Origin of the sequence: Streptomyces sp. NPDC058157 (assembly GCF_042884105.1) — a bacterium.
Lineage (GTDB): Bacteria > Actinomycetota > Actinomycetes > Streptomycetales > Streptomycetaceae > Streptomyces.
Window position 1 is genome coordinate 1 of record NZ_JBHVUQ010000159.1, and the last position, 17,419, is coordinate 17,419.

At 71.3% G+C, this 17,419-nt stretch carries 19 protein-coding genes, 1 tRNA gene and 1 riboswitch; of the genes, 13 read left to right on the forward strand and 7 right to left on the reverse strand.

What is annotated here, in order from left to right; translation table 11 throughout:
• Nucleotides 1-225: 225 nt before the first annotated feature.
• Together ACFVXK_RS29325 and ACFVXK_RS29330 are read right to left on the reverse strand one after the other, a co-directional pair.
• Entirely contained in the window at nt 226-585 is a 360-nt protein-coding gene (locus ACFVXK_RS29325) for a DUF488 domain-containing protein (protein WP_389617224.1), read from the reverse strand.
• Entirely contained in the window at nt 582-1,004 is a 423-nt protein-coding gene (locus ACFVXK_RS29330) for a hypothetical protein (protein WP_389617226.1), read from the reverse strand. The genes ACFVXK_RS29325 and ACFVXK_RS29330 overlap by 4 nt, the downstream gene beginning before the upstream one ends.
• Before the next feature lie 206 nt (nt 1,005-1,210).
• Here ACFVXK_RS29330 and ACFVXK_RS29335 point away from each other — a divergent pair, with 206 nt between their 5' ends.
• Nucleotides 1,211-1,963 (forward strand): MBL fold metallo-hydrolase, encoded by a 753-nt coding sequence (locus ACFVXK_RS29335; RefSeq protein WP_389617229.1) that lies wholly within the window; start codon nt 1,211-1,213, stop codon nt 1,961-1,963.
• A 96-nt stretch (nt 1,964-2,059) separates the two neighbouring features.
• Here ACFVXK_RS29335 and ACFVXK_RS29340 read toward each other — a convergent pair whose 3' ends face one another.
• The gene (locus ACFVXK_RS29340) at nt 2,060-3,316 is read right to left on the reverse strand and encodes a PTS transporter subunit EIIC (RefSeq protein ID WP_362148271.1); all 1,257 of its coding nucleotides are present in this window, start codon (nt 3,314-3,316) and stop codon (nt 2,060-2,062) included.
• Between the two features lie 252 nt (nt 3,317-3,568).
• A complete protein-coding gene (locus tag ACFVXK_RS29345; RefSeq protein WP_389617232.1) occupies nt 3,569-4,870 on the reverse strand; it encodes a PTS transporter subunit EIIC in 1,302 nt (433 codons plus the stop codon).
• 140 nt (nt 4,871-5,010) lie between these two features.
• On the opposite strand from ACFVXK_RS29345, the gene ACFVXK_RS29350 reads away from it, so the two are divergent.
• From ACFVXK_RS29350 to rdgB, 4 genes are all read left to right on the forward strand, one after another.
• Nucleotides 5,011-5,322 (forward strand): PTS glucose/sucrose transporter subunit IIB, encoded by a 312-nt coding sequence (locus ACFVXK_RS29350; protein ID WP_281187150.1) that lies wholly within the window; start codon nt 5,011-5,013, stop codon nt 5,320-5,322.
• Between the two features lie 88 nt (nt 5,323-5,410).
• The gene (gene rph / locus ACFVXK_RS29355) at nt 5,411-6,145 is read left to right on the forward strand and encodes a ribonuclease PH (protein ID WP_389617236.1); all 735 of its coding nucleotides are present in this window, start codon (nt 5,411-5,413) and stop codon (nt 6,143-6,145) included.
• Nucleotides 6,146-6,241: 96 nt separating this feature from the next.
• A complete protein-coding gene (locus tag ACFVXK_RS29360; protein ID WP_389617239.1) occupies nt 6,242-6,643 on the forward strand; it encodes a hypothetical protein in 402 nt (133 codons plus the stop codon).
• 7 nt (nt 6,644-6,650) lie between these two features.
• Nucleotides 6,651-7,253, forward strand: coding sequence for an RdgB/HAM1 family non-canonical purine NTP pyrophosphatase (rdgB, locus tag ACFVXK_RS29365; protein WP_389617242.1), 603 nt, complete (start codon nt 6,651-6,653; stop codon nt 7,251-7,253).
• A 65-nt stretch (nt 7,254-7,318) separates the two neighbouring features.
• Here the strand turns inward: rdgB and ACFVXK_RS29370 are convergent.
• A tRNA-Leu gene (locus tag ACFVXK_RS29370) sits at nt 7,319-7,402 on the reverse strand.
• A gap of 456 nt (nt 7,403-7,858) precedes the next feature.
• Nucleotides 7,859-8,326: a thioredoxin-dependent thiol peroxidase gene (bcp, locus tag ACFVXK_RS29375; protein WP_362066056.1), complete on the reverse strand. Its 468-nt coding sequence runs from the start codon at nt 8,324-8,326 to the stop codon at nt 7,859-7,861.
• A gap of 117 nt (nt 8,327-8,443) precedes the next feature.
• On the opposite strand from bcp, the gene ACFVXK_RS29380 reads away from it, so the two are divergent.
• From ACFVXK_RS29380 to ACFVXK_RS29390, 3 genes are all read left to right on the forward strand, one after another.
• Nucleotides 8,444-8,761, forward strand: a complete 318-nt coding sequence (locus ACFVXK_RS29380) for a DUF3618 domain-containing protein (RefSeq protein WP_389617245.1) — start codon at nt 8,444-8,446, stop codon at nt 8,759-8,761.
• Between the two features lie 49 nt (nt 8,762-8,810).
• Entirely contained in the window at nt 8,811-9,152 is a 342-nt protein-coding gene (locus tag ACFVXK_RS29385) for a co-chaperone GroES (RefSeq protein WP_079427293.1), read from the forward strand.
• Between the two features lie 50 nt (nt 9,153-9,202).
• A riboswitch (guanidine-III (ykkC-III) riboswitch) is annotated at nt 9,203-9,293 on the forward strand.
• A 31-nt stretch (nt 9,294-9,324) separates the two neighbouring features.
• Nucleotides 9,325-9,645 carry a multidrug efflux SMR transporter gene (locus ACFVXK_RS29390; RefSeq protein ID WP_030158619.1) on the forward strand — a complete coding sequence of 107 codons (321 nt, stop codon included), beginning with the start codon at nt 9,325-9,327 and terminating at the stop codon, nt 9,643-9,645.
• A 15-nt stretch (nt 9,646-9,660) separates the two neighbouring features.
• Here the strand turns inward: ACFVXK_RS29390 and ACFVXK_RS29395 are convergent, their stop codons facing one another.
• The gene (locus tag ACFVXK_RS29395) at nt 9,661-12,123 is read right to left on the reverse strand and encodes a transglycosylase domain-containing protein (RefSeq protein ID WP_389617249.1); all 2,463 of its coding nucleotides are present in this window, start codon (nt 12,121-12,123) and stop codon (nt 9,661-9,663) included.
• A 174-nt stretch (nt 12,124-12,297) separates the two neighbouring features.
• Here ACFVXK_RS29395 and ACFVXK_RS29400 point away from each other — a divergent pair, with 174 nt between their 5' ends.
• From ACFVXK_RS29400 to ACFVXK_RS29420, 5 genes are all read left to right on the forward strand, one after another.
• Nucleotides 12,298-13,101, forward strand: a complete 804-nt coding sequence (locus ACFVXK_RS29400; RefSeq protein ID WP_389617252.1) for an ABC transporter permease — start codon at nt 12,298-12,300, stop codon at nt 13,099-13,101.
• The gene (locus ACFVXK_RS29405) at nt 13,094-13,981 is read left to right on the forward strand and encodes an ABC transporter permease (protein WP_389617255.1); all 888 of its coding nucleotides are present in this window, start codon (nt 13,094-13,096) and stop codon (nt 13,979-13,981) included. Before ACFVXK_RS29400 ends, ACFVXK_RS29405 begins: the two co-directional genes overlap by 8 nt.
• Nucleotides 13,982-13,983: 2 nt before the next feature.
• Nucleotides 13,984-14,946: an ATP-binding cassette domain-containing protein gene (locus ACFVXK_RS29410; protein ID WP_389617258.1), complete on the forward strand. Its 963-nt coding sequence runs from the start codon at nt 13,984-13,986 to the stop codon at nt 14,944-14,946.
• A 119-nt stretch (nt 14,947-15,065) separates the two neighbouring features.
• Nucleotides 15,066-15,839 (forward strand): DUF1707 domain-containing protein, encoded by a 774-nt coding sequence (locus tag ACFVXK_RS29415; protein WP_389617261.1) that lies wholly within the window; start codon nt 15,066-15,068, stop codon nt 15,837-15,839.
• 113 nt (nt 15,840-15,952) lie between these two features.
• Nucleotides 15,953-17,260, forward strand: coding sequence for a DUF445 domain-containing protein (locus ACFVXK_RS29420; protein WP_389617264.1), 1,308 nt, complete (start codon nt 15,953-15,955; stop codon nt 17,258-17,260).
• The last annotated feature ends 159 nt before the right edge of the window (nt 17,261-17,419 follow it).

Genomic DNA, 17,419 nt, shown 5'->3' on the forward strand with positions numbered 1-17,419 from the left:
AGCTCCTCCAGGGCCAGCACTGCGCGCAGCCGCCCTCGGGGCACCGCCCCCAGACCCCCGCGCCTCACCCTCCCCCAGCTACCGCTGGGGGTACCTCCCAGCGGTAGCTGGGGGAGTTTGAGCGCACGGGCGCGGAGCGCACGTACGGGGTCCGGGGCTTGCCCCGGGGAACGGGCGAAGGGCGGGTAGGGGACTCCGGCTCCGCGCAGCGGCGCCCCGACCCCGTCACGGCGCGAGGTGCTCCGCCAGGATCGCGGCATGGCTGTCGGCGGGGTCACGGACCGCCGTGAGCAGCGTCATCGGCCCGGCCGCGGCCAGCCCCCGCAGCCGCTCCAGCTCGGCCCCCGCCTCCGCCCCCGCGAGCTCCGCCTCGTACCGTGCCCGGAACTCCTCCGCCGACCCGCCCCCGTGGAACCACTTCCGCAGCTCCCCGGACGGGGTCACCGCCTTCGGCCACTCGTCCACCGCCGCCGCCTCCTTAGACAGCCCGCGCGGCCACAGCCGGTCCACCAGCACCCGTACGCCGTCCTCCTCCGGCTCGGGCGGATCGTAGACCCGCCGCAGCCTGACCTGCCGCCCGCTCATCCGCTCCCGCCTCCCAGTCCCTTGGCCTCGTCCCACAACACCGGGTCCAGCGTCCCGAGCATCCGCCGAAACTCCCACACCGAGATCTCCTCCGGCCGGTCCGCCTCCAGGAAACCGCCGCGCCCGCCGGCGCCCGCCGTGCCGGGCGGCAGCGGGACGACCCCGGGCCTGCGGTCGTCGTACTTGCCGACGATCCACGCCACCCGCGCCGACTCCCGCTGCGGCCGCGCCGACAGCACCAGGCAGGTCCGCCCGTCCGCCAGGTCCCACAGGTCACCGGCCCGCACCCGCGGCGGCGGCCCGAGCCCGTGCGGCGGCACGGGCGGCGCGCCCGCCCGCCTCCTGACGTGCCGGGGCAGCAGCACCACCACAACCACGGCGACCGCCGCCACCACGGCGTACCACCAGGACGTGTCCATAGAGCGACCGTAGCCTCGTCGGCCACCCGGAGCGCGGCAGCGACGCGGCAACGCCCGTACCACTCGTCGCTCCCCTGGGTGACAGCACAGGTGATTCCCCCCACAACGGCCTGCCGCGGAGGAGCGACCGGAGGTTTCGCGCCTTACGCTCGACGCACGCACGGCCCGCAATCCGTCCACGGACCGTCCACGGAGGTTCACGCTCCATGAAGCTCACCGTCGTCGGCTGTTCGGGGTCGTTCCCGTCCGCGGATTCGGCTTGCTCGAGTTATCTCGTAGAGGCCGACGGCTTCCGGCTGCTCCTCGACATGGGCAACGGCTCCCTCGGCGCCCTCCAGCGCCACTGCGGCCTCTACGACCTCGATGCGATCTTCCTGAGCCATCTGCACGCCGACCACTGCATCGACATGTGTGCCTACTTCGTCGCCCGCTACTACCGGCACGAGGGCGGCCGCTGCGCCGCCCTGCCCGTGTACGGGCCGGAGGGTACCGAGCAGCGCCTGACCACGGCCTACGAGGACGTCCCGGACGAGCGCTCGATGAGCGAGGTGTTCGACTTCCGGACCCTGAAGCCGGGCACCTTCGAGATCGGCCCGTTCACCGTCCGCACCGAGCGGGTCAGCCACCCCGTCGAGTCGTACGGGATCCGCGTCGAGCACGGCGGGCGGGTGCTGGCGTACTCCGGGGACACCGGGGTCTGCCCCGAGCTGGGGGCACTGGCCGAGGGCGCGGACCTGTTCCTGTGCGAGGCCTCCTTCACCCACGGCAAGGAGGCCGTCCCGGACCTCCACCTCAACGGCCGCGAGGCCGGGGAGCACGCGCACGCCGCCCGGGTCGGGCGGCTCGTGCTGACGCACATCCCGCCGTGGACGGACGCCGGGCAGAACCTCGCGGACGCCCGCGCGGTGTACGACGGCCCCGTCGAGCTCGCGTACCCCGGCGCCGTCTACGAGGTCTGAGGGCAGGGCCGAACGACGGAGCCCCCGCCTCCCTTCCGGGAGAGCGGGGGCTCCGTCGCGTAGTTGCCGCCTACGAAACTGCGGGGACCACCGGGCCTACTTCGCCTCGGCCTTCGCCAGCTCGGCGAGCTCCTCGTCGGACTCGCGGCCCGGCGTCGGCAGGTTCCACTTGGTGATCGCGAAGCGGAAGATCACGTAGTAGAGCGCCGCGAAGCAGAGGCCGACCAGCGCCAGACCGGCCGGGTTGGTGGCCTTGCCGAGGTTCAGCAGGTAGTCGATGGCGCCGGCCGAGAAGCCGAAGCCGTCCTTCATGCCCAGCGCCCAGGTCAGGGCCATGGAGACACCGGTCAGGACCGCGTGGACGGCGTAGAGCACCGGCGCGATGAACATGAAGGTGAACTCGATGGGCTCGGTCACGCCGGTGACGAACGAGGTCAGGGCGAGGGAGAACATCATGCCGCCGACGACCTTGCGGCGCTCGGGGCGGGCGCAGTGGACGATCGCCAGGCAGGCGGCCGGGAGGGCGAACATCATGATCGGGAAGAAGCCGGTCATGAACTGTCCGGCGCTCGGGTCGCCGGCGAGGAAGCGGGCGATGTCGCCGCTCTTGCCGTTGTAATCGCCCGCCTGGAACCACGGGAAGGAGTTCAGCAGGTGGTGCATGCCGACCGCGATCAGACCGCGGTTGGCGACGCCGAAGATGCCCGCGCCGACGGCGCCGGAGCCGACGAGCCACTCACCGAAGTTGTGCAGACCGGTGCCGAGGACCGGCCAGATGAGACCGAAGACGATGCCGATCAGCAGACCCGCGAAGGCCGAGAGGATCGGGACGAGGCGGCGGCCGCCGAAGAAGCCCGCCCACTCGGGCAGCTTGGTCCGGTAGAACTTCTGGTAGATCAGGGCCACGACGAGACCCATCACGACGCCGCCGAGCACCTTGGCGTCCACCGGGGCGTCGACCAGGGCGACCTTGTGGTCGACGACCACCTCGACCTTCGGCAGGTTCGGATCCGTGAAGGTCGCGAGGACCTTCGAGAAGACCAGGTAGCCGGTCACCGCGGCGAGCGCGGTCGAACCGTCGGACTTCTTGGCGTAACCGATCGCGATGCCGACGGCGAACAGCAGAGCCATGTTGGCGAGGATCGCGCCACCACCGGCGGACATGTATCCGGCGATCTTGGTGAGGAAGTCCGGCAGCGAGGGATCGCCCAGCATGTCCTTGTCGCCGAGGCGGACCAGCAGTGCGGCGGCCGGCAGCACCGCGACGGGGAGCATGAGGCTCCGGCCGATGCGCTGCATGACTGCCATCACGCCAGCGCCCTTCTTCTTCTCCGCAGCGGTCGCTGTGGACATGGGCTTCCTCCAGTGGGCAAGGCGCTGCCAGGGGACAGGGGAAAATGGGGTGGCGGCGTCCTCGGAAGAGACCTCTGGCTGCTCGGCAGCTGCATGGTCTACACCATTAGGTGGTGTAGACCAGTTGTAGCACGGTCGGGGTTAGATAAGGAACCTTCGATTTTGTGTGGCCTAGGCCACAGGACGAAGGGCCTCCGGATCCTTGGATCCGAAGGCCCTTGCCTTGTGCCGCAAGGCGGTTCGCGCCGCCCGCTACGCCTTGGTGTTCTCCGCCTGCATCGCCGCGATCTCCTCGTCCGACTCCCGCCCCGGCGTCGGGATGTCGAACGCCGTGATGGCGAACCGGAAGACGACGTAGTAGACGACCGCGAAACACAGGCCGATCGGGATGATCAGCCACGGCTTCGTCGCCAGCCCCCAGTTGATGACGTAGTCGATCAGACCCGCCGAGAAGCTGAACCCGTCGTGCACCCCCAGCGCCCACGTCACCGCCATCGACACCCCCGTCAGCACCGCGTGCACCGCGTACAGCAGCGGCGCCACGAAGAGGAAGGAGTACTCCAGCGGCTCGGTGATCCCCGTGACGAACGAGGTCAGCCCCACCGACAGCATCAGCCCCCCGACCTCCTTGCGCCGCAGCGGCTTCGCGCAGTGCGTGATCGCCAGCGCCGCCGCCGGCAGTGCGAACATCATGATCGGGAAGAACCCGCTCAGGAACAGGCCGGCGTGCGGGTCACCCGCCAGGAACATGTTGATGTCACCGTGCTTCACCTGCCCCTCCGGCGTCGTGAACGAACCGAACTGGAACCACACCGGCACGTTCAGGAACTGGTGCAGCCCGATCACCAGCAGCGCCCGGTTCGCCACCCCGAAGATCCCCGCACCCCACGCCCCCAGACCGATCAGCCAGTCCGAGAAGTGCTCCAGCGCGTCACCCACCGGCGGCCAGACCCACAGGCACACCACCGCGAACGCGATCGCCACGAACGCCATGATGATCGGCACCAGCCGGCGCCCGTTGAAGAAGCCCAGCCAGTCCACCAGCTTCACCCGGTGGTACCGCTGCCAGAACCACGCCGCCAGCAGCCCCATCACGATCCCGCCGAACACCCCCGGGTTCTGGTACGTGTACCCCGCGAACGTGTCCGCCGACGTCAGGCAGCCACCCGCGATGTCCCGCGTCCCCTCCGGACACTTCTTCGGGAAGGCGTGCAGCACCCCCCGGTAGACGAGGAACCCCGCCACCGCCGCCAGCGCGGTCGACCCGTCCGCCTTCTTGGCCATCCCGATCGCCACGCCCACGCAGAACAGCAGCGGGAGCCCCAGGTCCGGATCGAGCAGCGCCCCGCCCGCACCCGCCATCACCTTCGCCACCGGCGCCCAGTCCAGGCCGTCCTTGCCGAACACGTCCGACTGTCCCAGCCGGTTGAGGATGCCCGCCGCCGGCAGCACCGCGATCGGCAGCTGCAGACTGCGCCCCATCTTCTGCAGCCCCGGGTAGAGACCGCTCCACCACCTCGGCCGAGGTGCCGCCTCGGCACTGCTCGCGCTCATCCGCGTCCTCCCTGGGCCGGCCCGTTTTTGGCAGCCGCACCGCGTACGGCACACTGGTGTAGACCAGTTGTGGGGCAGGGTGCTGCTGATCGTCATCATTCGGCAGGCCCCGGACCCGTGCTCGCGTAGATAGGCCAACCGTGAGCTACCGTGACGAAGCGGACGCAGCTGGCTACGGCCGCCGAGACTCGTTCTTCGCCACACTCAGGGAGAAACACATGGCCACCAAGGCTGAGAAGATCGTCGCCGGGCTCGGCGGAATCGAGAACATCGAAGAGGTCGAGGGCTGCATCACGCGCCTGCGCACCGAGGTCGTCAACCCCGACCTCGTCGACGAGGCCGCCCTCAAGGCCGCCGGCGCCCACGGCGTCGTCCGGATGGGCACCGCCGTCCAGGTCGTCATCGGCACCGACGCCGACCCGATCGCCGGCGAGATCGAAGACATGATGTGACCCGCCCCCGCGGAGCATGACCAGGACCCCGTACCGGCCCGACCGGACGGGGTCCACCCGTACCCCCACCTCGACTAGGCTCACAGCCATGTCTCGCATCGACGGCCGCACGCCCGAACAGCTCCGCCCGGTCACCATCGAACGCGGATGGAGCAAGCACGCCGAGGGCTCCGTCCTCATCTCCTTCGGAGACACCAAGGTCTTCTGCACCGCCTCCTTCACCGAAGGCGTCCCCCGCTGGCGCAAGGGCAGCGGCGAAGGCTGGGTCACCTCCGAGTACTCGATGCTCCCGCGCTCCACCAACACCCGCGGCGACCGCGAATCCGTCCGCGGCAAGATCGGCGGCCGCACCCACGAGATCTCCCGCCTCATCGGCCGCTCCCTGCGCGCCGTCATCGACTACAAGGCCCTCGGCGAGAACACGATCGTCCTCGACTGCGACGTCCTCCAGGCCGACGGCGGCACCCGCACCGCCGCCATCACCGGCGCCTACGTCGCCCTCGCCGACGCCATCGCCTGGGGCCAGAAGAAGAAGCTCGTCAAGGCCGGCCGCAAGCCGCTGACCGGCACCGTCGCCGCCGTCAGCGTCGGCATCGTCGACGGCGTCCCCCTCCTCGACCTCTGCTACGAGGAGGACGTCCGCGCCGAGACCGACATGAACGTCGTCTGCACCGGCGACGGCCGCTTCGTCGAGGTCCAGGGCACCGCCGAGGGCGAGCCCTTCGACCGCAAGGAGCTCAACGCCCTCCTCGACCTCGCCGCCGGCGGCTGCGCCGACCTTGAGGCCCTCCAGCTCGGCGCCCTGGACCTCCAGCTCCCGTAGCAACCGCCGGGCACGGGCCCGCGTCTACGCCGGTACGGGCGCACGGTCTCACGGCCGCGCGCCCGTACCCGTACCCACACCCTCGGGGGGACCCGCATGAACCTCACGCCCAACCGGCCCACACTCCGCCTGGCGGCAGTCGCCCTCACGGCCGCCCTGGCCGTCCCGGCGCTCACCTCCTGCGACGCCATCTCCACCGCCATGGACTGCGCCAACACGGCCGTCGCCATCACCAACGGCGTCAGCAACCTCCAGCAGGCCGTCTCCAACGCGGGCAACAGCGTCCAGGACACCCAGAACGCGCTCAACCAGATCGACACCGACCTGAAGAAGATCAAGGACCAGACCGGCAACGCCGACCTCGGCAAGGCCGTCGACTCCATGACCACGGCCGTCCAGAACGTCCGCACCTCCGTGCAGCAGGGCAACACCGCCCCCGACATCAAGCCGGTCGCGGACGCCGCCGCGGAGATCTCCAAGGTCTGCACCCCGGGATAATGGCGGCATGACCCGCCTGATCCTCGCCACCCGCAACGCGGGCAAAGTCACCGAACTCCGCGCCATCCTCGCCGACGCCGGCCTGCCGCACGAGCTGGTCGGCGCCGACGCGTACCCCGAGGTCCCGGACGTCAAGGAAACCGGCGTCACCTTCGCCGAGAACGCCCTGCTCAAGGCCCACGCCCTCGCCCGGGCCACCGGCCACCCCGCCATCGCCGACGACTCCGGCCTGTGCGTCGACGTCCTGAACGGCGCCCCCGGCATCTTCTCGGCCCGCTGGGCCGGCGCCCACGGCGACGACCGCGCCAACCTGGAGCTGCTCCTCAACCAGCTGTCCGACATCTCCTCCGAGCACCGGGGCGCCCACTTCTTCTGCGCGGCCGCCCTGGCCCTCCCGGACGGCACCGAACGCGTGGTCGAGGGCCGCCTCCTGGGCACCCTCCGCCACACCCCGGCGGGCGGCGGCGGCTTCGGCTACGACCCGATCCTCCAGCCCCTGAACGACACCCGCACCTGCGCGGAACTCACGCCGGCGGAAAAGAACGCCATCTCCCACCGAGGCCAGGCCTTCCGAGCCCTGACCCCGATCCTCCGCGACCTCCTGGGCTGAGTGGCCGGTACACCGGACAGCCCGAAGGCCCCGTACGCGGCTGCGTACGGGGCCTTCGGCGTGCGTGCGGTTGGGGGGACTCGAACCCCCACGGGTTTTACCCCACTGGGACCTAAACCCAGCGTGACTGCCAATTCCACCACAACCGCGACATTGTGCCCAAATCAGACATTGCGTCGGTCTGGGCTCCGCTCAGTCTACGGGGCGGAGGCTGAAGAGGCGAAGGTCTCCGGGCGGCGCTTGCGGCACCACTGCGACGGTTCTCGGTTCACGGGTCGACCCCGGCTGCGCCGCTTGAAGTGGCTTGTATCCAGGCCGGTTCCGCCACTCCGCGTTGTGCCCGCCGGTGGTTCGTGGTGTTGACGTCCAGGCCCAGGGCCCGCATCACGTCCGCATAGCCGGCCGCTTCCGGGACTGCCGTGCGCAGGCGCTCCGAGGATATGAGCAGCCGTGCGTTGCGGAAGTGCGAGGTATCGATGCCATGCTCACGCGGCATCCGGCTCGGTGCGGCCCGCGAGCGGCCGTCGTCGGCGGCGGATTTCGCCCGATCAGCGGAACAGCCCGCGCCGGGAGGGTGCGGGCCGTTGCGTGAGGGCGGACGGGGGTCAGATGCCCAGGTCCTTGATGATCTTCGCTACGTGGCCGGTCGCCTTGACGTTGTAGAAGGCGTGCTCGACCTTGCCCTCCTCGTCCACGACCACCGTGGAGCGGATGACGCCGGTCACCGTCTTGCCGTACAGCTTCTTCTCGCCGAAGGCCCCGTACGCCGCCAGGACCTCCTTCTCCGGGTCGCCGACCAGGGTGACCTTCAGGTGCTCCTGCTCGCGGAACTTCGCCAGCTTCTCCGGCTTGTCCGGGGAGACGCCGATGACGTCGTAGCCGGCCGTGGCCAGGACGTCCAGGTTGTCCGTGAAGTCGCAGGCCTGCTTCGTGCAGCCCGGGGTCAGGGCCGCCGGGTAGAAGTACACGATCACCTTGCGGCCCTTGTGGTCGGCCAGCGACACCTCGTTGCCGTCCGCGTCGGGCAGGGTGAAGGCGGGGGCGGTGTCGCCCGGCTGGAGTCGCTCGCTCATGTCAGTGCTCTCCTCGGGAGGGGATCCGTACGGGAGGAGCCTAAGCTGACACAGCTGACAGACTGTCCATGACGGATCCAGCCCTTACAGACGAGACACGACGACGGAGGCAGCGCGGTGCCGGAAGCCAGGACCCCCGCACAGATCGAGGCGGACATCGTCCGCCGCCGCGAGCAGCTCGCCGAGACGCTCGACGAGATCGGCGTGCGCATGCACCCGCAGACGATCATCGGGGACGCGAAGGCCAGGGTCGCCGGGGCGGTCGACCACACCGCCGGGCGCGCCGTCGCGGCCGTGAACCGGCTGGTCACCGACGTGAAGGACGGCCTGCGCCACGAGGACGGCGCCCCGCGCTTCGAGCGGATCGCCCCCGTGGCGCTGCTCGCGGTCGGCGTGGTCGGGCTGCTCGTGGTTTCCGTGCGCCGCAAGCGGTGATGGCGACCCTCGAGGGTGCGCGGCGCGCGGGGGCAGGTAGGTTCGGGGCGTGAGCGAGAACACCACCCACGACAAGCTGCCCATCCGCATGCTCCACGACCGCGTGCTCGTGAAGTCCGACACCCCCGAGGGCGAGCGGCGCTCGGGCGGCGGGATCCTGATCCCGGCGACGGCCGCGGTGGGCAAGCGGCTCGCCTGGGCCGAGGTGGTCGCGGTCGGGCAGAACGTACGGAGCGTGGAGCCCGGCGACCGCGTGCTGTACGACCCCGAGGACCGCGCCGAGGTCGAGGTGCGCGGGGCGACGTACGTGCTGATGCGCGAGCGGGACCTGCACGCCGTGGCGGCGGAGCGGCTGGAGGGGTCGAAGGACTCCACCGGGCTGTATCTGTAGGAGGTCGTGGAGGAGGGCCGGTGGCCGGCGTCACCGGCCCTTTTGCACGCCCTTTGCTACGGTGGTGGGGAAGCACCCCGACGAGACGCGCCGTACCGGGTAGCTGGTGGCTGGATCAGCTCGACGCAAAGACGACGCACCCCCGTTCCGTTCTCGTCCCGGAGGTGCCGTCATGGCCTGGGTTCTTCTTCTCGTCGCTGGTCTGCTCGAGGTCGGCTGGTCGATCGGCATGAAGTTCACGGAGGGCTTCACCCGGCTGTGGCCGTCCGTCTTCACCGGTGCCGGGATCGTCGCCAGCATGGTGCTGCTGTCCTACGCGGCCAAGACCCTGCCCATCGGCACGGCGTACGGCGTGTGGGTGGGCATCGGTGCGGCCGGTGCGGCGGTGCTCGGCATGGCGGTGCTGGGGGAGCCCGTCACCGCCGCCCGGATCTTCTTCATCTGCCTGCTGCTGGTCGCGGTGGTGGGCCTGAAGGCCACCTCCGGGCACTGACCGGCGCTGCCCGCGTCATTCGAGGAACACCGACGGGGGGCGGCGGCGCGGGGCGAGGCCGCCGCCGGTGGTCTGGCCGCCGTTGGTTTCGCCGCCGCCGCCCGTGGTGTCGCCCCCGTTGGTCTGGCCTCCGTTGGTCTGCCCGCCGGTGGTTTGGCCGCCGTTGGTCTGGCCGGTCGTGTTCTGGCCCCCGTTGGTCTGCCCGCCGTTCGTCTGGCCGCCCGTGTTCTGGCCTCCGTTGGTCTGGCCTCCGTTGTTCTGGCCGCCCGTGTTCTGGCCCCCGTTCGTCTGGCCGCCGTTGTCCTGGCCCCCGTTCGGCGGGTTGGGGCGGCCGGTCTGGTCCGGGAGCCACGGCGGGCGGCTGCCCTGGGGCTGCTGCGGGGTGGTGGGTGCGGGCGGCGGGGGCTGGGCCGCGCCCGGCTGGAGGTCCAGGTCGAAGTCGGCCGGCTCCGACCCCGTCAGGGCCTTCTTCGTGTACGCCGCCCAGATCCGCGCCGGGTAGCCGCCGCCTCCGAGGCGGGGCTCGCCGAGGGCCCCGTAGAGGGGTTCGAGGGTGCCCGTCTCGGGGTCCTGGCCCATGATCGAGACGACCGTCACCAGGTCGGGGGTGTACGCGGCGAACCAGGCGGCGCGGTCCTGCTCGGCGGTGCCGGTCTTGCCCGCGGCCGGCCGGCCGGCCGCGAGGGCCTCGGTGCCGGTGCCGTTGTCCACCACGCTGACCAGCATGGAGGTGGTCGTGTCGGCGGCTTCGCGGCTCACGGCCTGCTGGGGGCTGCGGTCGGGCAGGTGGAGGGTGTCGTCCTCCTTGGTGATCTTCTCCACGAGGGTGTACGGGGTGCGCCGGCCGTGGTCGGCGAGGGTCGCGTAGGCCTGGGTCATGTCCAGCACGCTGGCCTGCATGGTGCCGAGCGCCATGGCCGGGACGGCGTCGAAGTTCGGGGTGTCCTCGGGGAGGCCGAGGGCGATCGCCGTCTGCTTGACCTTCGCCGTGCCGACGTCGACGACCATCTGGGCGAAGACGGTGTTCACGGAGAGGTCGGTCGCGGTGTTGACGGTGATCTGGCCGTACGACTGCTGGCCCTCGTTCTCGGGGGCGTAGGGGATGCGGGTGCCGACGACGCGGCGCCGGTTGTCCCCGTTGTAGATCGTGTTCGGGGTGATCCGGCGGCCGTCCTGGGTGCGGGAGTCGTTCTCGACGGCGGAGGCGAAGACGAACGGCTTGAAGGTGGAGGCCACCTGGTAGTCGTGCCGGGTCGCGTTGTTGACGTACTGCTTGGTGTAGTCGATGCCGCCGTACATGGCGACGACCTTGCCGGTGGCCGGGTCGATGGAGACCCCGCCGGCGCGCACCACCTTGTCGGCCGGGCGGGCCGCCGGGTCGAGCTTGTCGACCATCTGCTTCTGGACGGCGTCGACGAAGGCGTTCTCGCGGCGCTTGTCGATGGTGGTGGTGATCCGGTAGCCGCCCTCGGCGAGGGTCTTGTCGTCGAGGATCTTGCGTTCGGTGATGTAGTCCTTGACGGCTTCGACCAGGTAGCCGCGCTGGCCGGAGAGCCCGGCGGCGGCGCGGACCTTGCCCGGTTCGGGGAAGGTGGCCGCGGCCCGTTCCTCGGGGGTCAGCCACTTCTTCTTGGCCATGCCGTCGAGGACGTAGTTCCAGCGGGCGAGGGCGCGGTCGCGGCTCTGGGGGTGGGAGACGACGTCGAAGGCGCTGGGGGAGTTGAGGAGGGTGGCGAGGTAGGCGCCCTCGGGGGTGGTGAGCTTGTTGACGTCCTTGCCGTAGTAGGCCTGGGCGGCGGCCTGGATGCCGTAGGCGTTGCGGCCGAAGTAACTGGTGTTCAGATAGCCCTCAAGGATGTAGTCCTTGGACTTCTCGCGACCGAGTTTGATCGCGATGAAGAACTCCTTGACCTTGCGTTTGATGGTCTGTTCCTGGCCCAGGTAGTAGTTCTTGACGTACTGCTGGGTGATGGTGGAGCCGGACTGCGTGCCCTTGCCGGTGGCGGTGTTCCAGGCGGCGCGGATCATCGCCTTGGGGTCGACCGCCCGTTCGGAGTAGAAGTCCCGGTCCTCGGCGGCCAGTACGGCCTCCTGGACGCTGCGGGGGACCTGGGAGAGCGGCACGTTGACGCGGTTGACCTCGCCGTCGCGGGCGAGCGGGGAACCGTCGGCGTAGAGGAACACGTTGGACTGGGCGGTGGCGGCCGCGTTGGCCGGGGGGATGTCGACCAGCAGGTAGCCGGCGACGAGCGCGCCGCCGATCAGCAGCAGGAGCAGCAGGATCCCGCCGAGGACCATCCGCCAGGTGGGGACGAGGCGTCGCCATCCGGTGCGCTTGCGTTTCCCCTTGGCGGCGGCCTTGCCGCTGCCCTTGTCGCCGCCCTTGCCGTCGCTTTTGCCGCTGCCCTCGCCGCTGCCCTGGCCCTTGCCGTTGGCGTCGCCCTTCGCCTTGCCCTCGCTCGGGCCGCTGCCGCTCATCGCCGGGACTCCTCGTGACCGTGTGAAATATCCACATCCGTACCTCATGGTGTCTACCCGATGGCCGCTGGATCCGCTTCGGACGGGCGTAAAACGGTCGCGTGGCTCGCCCCTCCGCACTAAGCTCGCCCGCTTTGGCCGACGTAGGAACGACGTGGGAAACGGAGGGATACGGTGCGGCTCTATCTGGCCGTCGCGGCGGGCGGTTTCCGGCGCTACGCGGCCTACGGCACGGCGACCGCCGCCGGGGTCTTCACCAACACGGTCTTCGGCTTCATCGTCGCGTACACCTACATCGCGCTGTGGGACGAGCGCCCCCACCTCGGCGGCTACGACCAGGCCCAGGCCCTCACCTTCGTCTGGGTCAGCCAGTCCCTGCTGGCGGCCGGCTCGCTCATCGGGGGCGGGTTCCAGGAGGAGCTCCAAGAACGCATCCGTACGGGTGACATCGCCGTCGACCTGTACCGTCCGGCCGATCTGCAGGCCTGGTGGCTGGCGACCGACCTCGGCCGTGCGGGCTTCCAGTTGCTGGGGCGCGGGCTGCTGCCCCTGGTGGCCGGGGCGTGCGCGTTCACCCTGGCGCTGCCGTCCGATCCGCTGCGCTGGCTGCTGTTCCTGCTGTCGGTCGCCCTCGGGCTGGTCGTCGGGTTCGGGGTGCGGTACCTGCTGGGGCTGGCCGCGTTCTGGCTGCTGGACGGGTCGGGCGTCAACATGGTGGCGACCGTCGTCACCGTCTTCTGCTCCGGGATGCTGCTGCCGCTGACCGTCTTCCCCGGCGGCTTCGGCGAGGCGGTGCGGCTGCTGCCGTGGGCGGCGATGCTCCAGGTCCCGCTGGACGTGCTGCTCGGCACCCACGCCGGGTCCGGGGCAGCGGTACGGGCGCTGGGCTTCCAGGCCGTGTGGGCGGCGGGGCTGCTGGGCGCGGGGCGGCTGGTGCAGTCGGCGGCCACGCGGAAGGTGGTGGTCCAGGGTGGCTGAGGTGACGGTGGTGGCGCCTGCGGGGGCGGGCGGGCCGGGGCGGCCGTACGAGCCCGCGCCGGGGCGCGGCGGCCGGCTGCGCGAGGGGCTGCGTGGCTACGGGCTGATCGTGGGGATGTGGATCCGCTCGACGATGACGTACCGGATGTCGTTCCTGCTGGCCACCTTCGGGAACGCGGCGATCACGGCGCTGGACTTCGTCGCGATCGCCGTCATGTTCTCCCACGTGGACGCGCTCGGCGGGTTCACCCTGCCCGAGATCGCCCTCCTGTACGGGGCCTGCTCCGCCTCCCTCGGGCTGGCGGACCTGCTCCTCGGCAACACCGACCGGGTCGGCGCCCGGATCCGCGACGGCTCCCTCGACACCATGCTGGTGCGGCCCGTTCCGCTGCTCGCGCAGGTGGCCGCGGACCGGTTCGCGCTGCGGCGGCTGGGGCGGATCGCTCAGGGGCTGGGGGTGCTGGGCTGGGCGCTCGCGGTGCTCGACGTGGACTGGACGCCGGGGAAGGTGCTGCTGGTGCCGGTCATGGTGGTGGCCGGGGCGGGGATCTTCGGCGGGGTGCTGGTGGCCGGGGCGGCCTTCCAGTTCGTCGCCGGGGAGGCGGCGGAGGTGCAGAACTCCTTCACGTACGGGGGCTGCACGATGCTCCAGTACCCGCCGACGGTGTTCGCGAAGGAGCTGCTGCGCGGGGTGACCTTCGTGGTCCCGCTGGCCTTCGTCAACTGGCTGCCCGCGCTGTACGTGCTGGGGCGGCCCGATCCGCTGGGGCTGCCGGGGTGGGTCGCGTACCTGAGCCCGCTGGTGGCCTTCGCGGTGTTCCTGCCCGCGTCGCTGGCCTGGCGCGCGGGGGTCCGTTCGTACCGAAGCACGGGGAGCTAGTCGTGTCGGATGTCCTCGTCTCTCTGGAGGCGGTCGAGAAGGTCTTCGAGGTACGGCGCCGGGTGGGGCCGATGCGCCGGGAGAAACGCCAGGTCAGGGCGGTGGACGGGATCAGCTTCGAGGTCGCGCGGGGTGAGGTGGTCGGATACATCGGGCCCAACGGCGCGGGGAAGTCCACCACGATCAAGATGCTGACGGGCATCCTCACCCCGAGCGGCGGCCGGCTGCGGGTGGCGGGCATCGACCCGTCGCGGGAGCGGATGCGCCTCGCACACCGGATCGGGGTGGTCTTCGGCCAGCGGACCACCCTGTGGTGGGACCTGCCGCTGAAGGACTCGTACGGGCTGATGCGGCGGATGTACCGGATTCCGGAGGCCCGGTTCCGGGAGAACCTGGACCGCTGCGTGGAGCAGCTGGAACTCGGGGCCCTGCTGGACGTGCCGGTGCGGCAGCTGTCGCTGGGGCAGCGGATGCGCGGGGACGTCGCGGCGGCGCTGCTGCACGACCCGGAGGTGCTGTACCTGGACGAGCCGACGATCGGGCTGGACGTGGTGAGCAAGGCGCGGGTGCGGGGTTTCCTGCGGCAGCTGAACGAGGAGCTCGGGACGACGGTGCTGCTGACGACGCACGACCTCCAGGACATCGAGCAGCTGTGCGAGCGGGTGATGGTGATCGACCACGGCCGGCTGGTGTACGACGGGGCGCTGGGCGGTCTGCACGCGCTGGGGGAGGGCGGTGAACGGACCCTGGTGGTGGACCTGGAGCGGGAGCTCCCGCCGGTGGAGGTGGCGGGGGCGCGGGTGGTGCGGGTGGAGGGGGCGCGGCAGTGGCTGGCGTTCCCGGCCCGGGAGTCGGCGGCGCCGCTGGTGGCGGCGGTGGCGGCGCGGTACCCGCTGCTGGACCTGTCGGTGCGGGAGCCGGACATCGAGGACGTCATCGCACGGATGTACGCGGGACGGGGCTGAGGGGGCGGCGGGGGAGGGCGTCCCGGGCCCGGCCTCAGGGGTAAATCAGGGGCGCGGTCGGGGTCCGGGCCGGGGTCCGCACCGTTCAACAGGCCGCCTCCGCCGCCTAGTCTGACCGTATGAGTGACGAGCGCCCGGAGCAGGCGACGCCGGAGAAGACCTCCCCGGAGAAGACCTCCCCGGAGAAGACCTCCCTGGAGAAGGCCCCTGGGCGGCAGGCGTCGGCCGCCCCGTCCATGAGGGCGTCGGACGCCGACCGCGAGCGGGTCGTCGAGCGCCTGCGGGACGCCGTCGCCGAGGGCCGGCTCGACATGGAGGAGTTCGAGGAGCGGCTCGAGGCGGCGTACAAGTCCCGCACGTACGCCGAGCTCGAACCCCTGACCGGCGACCTCCCGGCCCCCGAGTCCCCCTCGGCCTTCTCCTACGCCCCCGGCGCCGTTTCCGCCCCCTCCTCCTCGTGGCAGTCCCGCATCGGCGGTACGTCGGCCTCCTCGTCGGCGGTCGCGATCATGTCGGGGTTCCAGCGCAAGGGGCACTGGACGGTGCCCGCGCAGTTCAACGCCGTGGCCTTCTGGGGCGGTGGCGAGCTCGACCTGCGCGAGGCCGACTTCGCGGCGCCCGAGGTCGTCATCACCTGCGTGGCCATCATGGGCGGCATCGAGATCACCGTCCCGCCGGGCGTCGAGGTCGACGTACGGGGCATCGGCGTCATGGGCGGCTTCGACCAGGGCAGGTCCCTGGAGAACCGCCCGGAACCGGGGGCTCCGCGGGTGATCGTCAACGGCCTGGCCTTCTGGGGCGGGGTGGCGGTCAAGGTCAAGGCGCCGAAGCCGCCGAAGCGGCCCAAGGGCGGCCGGGACCTGGACGGCGGCGAGGTCCGCAAGGAGCTCTAGGCCCTGTCGGACCTGGGGACCCGGTCGGCGGCGCGCCGGGAACTCCCCGGCCCTCCCGGGAGTCGGATGCTATGCAGACAAAACCGGCCATCGGGGGAAGGCAGGAGCACCACATGAAGGAACCCGGAACGACTCCGGGCCCACCCGCCCGCGGCGCGTTCGTCTTCAACGAGGCGGACGAGGAGCGGCGGCGCGGCGTGCGGCGGATGAAGACGACCGCGACCGGCCTGCTGATCGTCGTCGCCGTGGTCTACGTCCTGGCCAAATGCGCCCAGCAGGCCTGGGGCGCGGGCGGCTGGGCCGGATACGTGGCCGCCGCGGCGGAGGCCGGCATGGTCGGCGCGCTCGCCGACTGGTTCGCGGTGACGGCCCTCTTCCGCCGCCCCCTGGGGCTGCCCATCCCCCACACGGCGATCATCCCCACGAAGAAGGACCAGCTGGGGGTCTCGCTGGGGGAGTTCGTGGGCGAGAACTTCCTCTCCGCGGACGTCGTACGCGCCCGGCTGAACGCCCTGGGCATCGGCGGCCGCCTCGGCGCCTGGCTGGCCGAGCCCGAGCACGCCGACCGGGTCACGGCGGAACTGGCCACCGCGCTGCGCGGCGCCCTGACCGTCCTGCGCGACTCCGACGTCCAGGCCGTCGTCGGCGAGGCCATCACCCGCCGGGCGGAGGCGGCGGAGATCGCGCCGGGCATCGGCAAGACCCTGGAGCGGGTCGTCGCCGACGGCGGCCACCGCCGGGCGGTCGACCTGATCTGCGCCAAGGCCCACGACTGGCTGGTCACCCACGGGGACTCCGTCATGGACGCCGTCCAGGGCGGCGCCCCCGGCTGGACCCCGCGCTTCGTCGACCGCAAGATCGGCGACCGGGTGTACAAGGAGCTGCTGCGGTTCGTCACGGAGATGCGCGACATGCCGGGCCACCCGGCGCGCGGGGCGGTGGACCGCTTCCTGACGGACTTCGCGGCGGACCTCCAGTCGGACACGGACACGCGGGCCCGGGTGGAACGGCTGAAGTCGGAGGTCCTGGCCCGGGGCGAGGTGCAGGACGTGATCGCGTCGGCGTGGACGGCGGTCCGCTCCATGATCATCTCGGCGGCGGAGGACGAACGCAGCGAGCTGCGGCTGCGCGTGCGCTCCTCGCTGATGTCCCTGGGCGCCCGGCTGGCCACGGACGGGCGCCTGCAGGCGAAGGTGGAGGGCTGGATCGAGGGCGCGCTGGTCTACCTGGTCACCACGTACCGCACGGAGATCACCTCCCTGATCACGGACACGGTGGCGGCCTGGGACGCGGAGCACACCTCCCGCAAGATCGAGGCCCACATCGGCCGCGACCTCCAGTTCATCCGCATCAACGGCACGGTGGTGGGCGCCTTGGCGGGCCTGCTGATCTACACGGCATCACGCGCCCTGGGCGCCTGACCCCCGGGACCGGGGCGGTCCGCCCCCCCCCTCGGGGCCCGGGGACCGGCCCCCGGGCGCCCGAGGGGGGGTGCCCCTATGTGTTTGGTCAAGGTCGAGGGCCAGTAGGTTCGTGTGGTCGAGGACGGGGTCGAGCCGTAGGGGTGTGCATGGGTGATA

What these genes read in the sequence shown, in the direction of transcription:
- rdgB (WP_389617242.1), top strand. Translation starts at nt 6,651, where the DNA reads ATGACCCGCCTGATCCTCGCCACCCGCAACGCGGGCAAAGTCACCGAA.
- ACFVXK_RS29415 (WP_389617261.1), top strand. Translation starts at nt 15,066, where the DNA reads ATGAGTGACGAGCGCCCGGAGCAGGCGACGCCGGAGAAGACCTCCCCG.
- ACFVXK_RS29395 (WP_389617249.1), bottom strand. Translation starts at nt 12,123, where the DNA reads ATGAGCGGCAGCGGCCCGAGCGAGGGCAAGGCGAAGGGCGACGCCAAC.
- ACFVXK_RS29390 (WP_030158619.1), top strand. Translation starts at nt 9,325, where the DNA reads ATGGCCTGGGTTCTTCTTCTCGTCGCTGGTCTGCTCGAGGTCGGCTGG.
- ACFVXK_RS29335 (WP_389617229.1), top strand. Translation starts at nt 1,211, where the DNA reads ATGAAGCTCACCGTCGTCGGCTGTTCGGGGTCGTTCCCGTCCGCGGAT.
- rph (WP_389617236.1), top strand. Translation starts at nt 5,411, where the DNA reads ATGTCTCGCATCGACGGCCGCACGCCCGAACAGCTCCGCCCGGTCACC.
- bcp (WP_362066056.1), bottom strand. Translation starts at nt 8,326, where the DNA reads ATGAGCGAGCGACTCCAGCCGGGCGACACCGCCCCCGCCTTCACCCTG.
- ACFVXK_RS29340 (WP_362148271.1), bottom strand. Translation starts at nt 3,316, where the DNA reads ATGTCCACAGCGACCGCTGCGGAGAAGAAGAAGGGCGCTGGCGTGATG.
- ACFVXK_RS29360 (WP_389617239.1), top strand. Translation starts at nt 6,242, where the DNA reads ATGAACCTCACGCCCAACCGGCCCACACTCCGCCTGGCGGCAGTCGCC.
- ACFVXK_RS29330 (WP_389617226.1), bottom strand. Translation starts at nt 1,004, where the DNA reads ATGGACACGTCCTGGTGGTACGCCGTGGTGGCGGCGGTCGCCGTGGTT.
- ACFVXK_RS29325 (WP_389617224.1), bottom strand. Translation starts at nt 585, where the DNA reads ATGAGCGGGCGGCAGGTCAGGCTGCGGCGGGTCTACGATCCGCCCGAG.
- ACFVXK_RS29345 (WP_389617232.1), bottom strand. Translation starts at nt 4,870, where the DNA reads ATGAGCGCGAGCAGTGCCGAGGCGGCACCTCGGCCGAGGTGGTGGAGC.
- ACFVXK_RS29420 (WP_389617264.1), top strand. Translation starts at nt 15,953, where the DNA reads ATGAAGGAACCCGGAACGACTCCGGGCCCACCCGCCCGCGGCGCGTTC.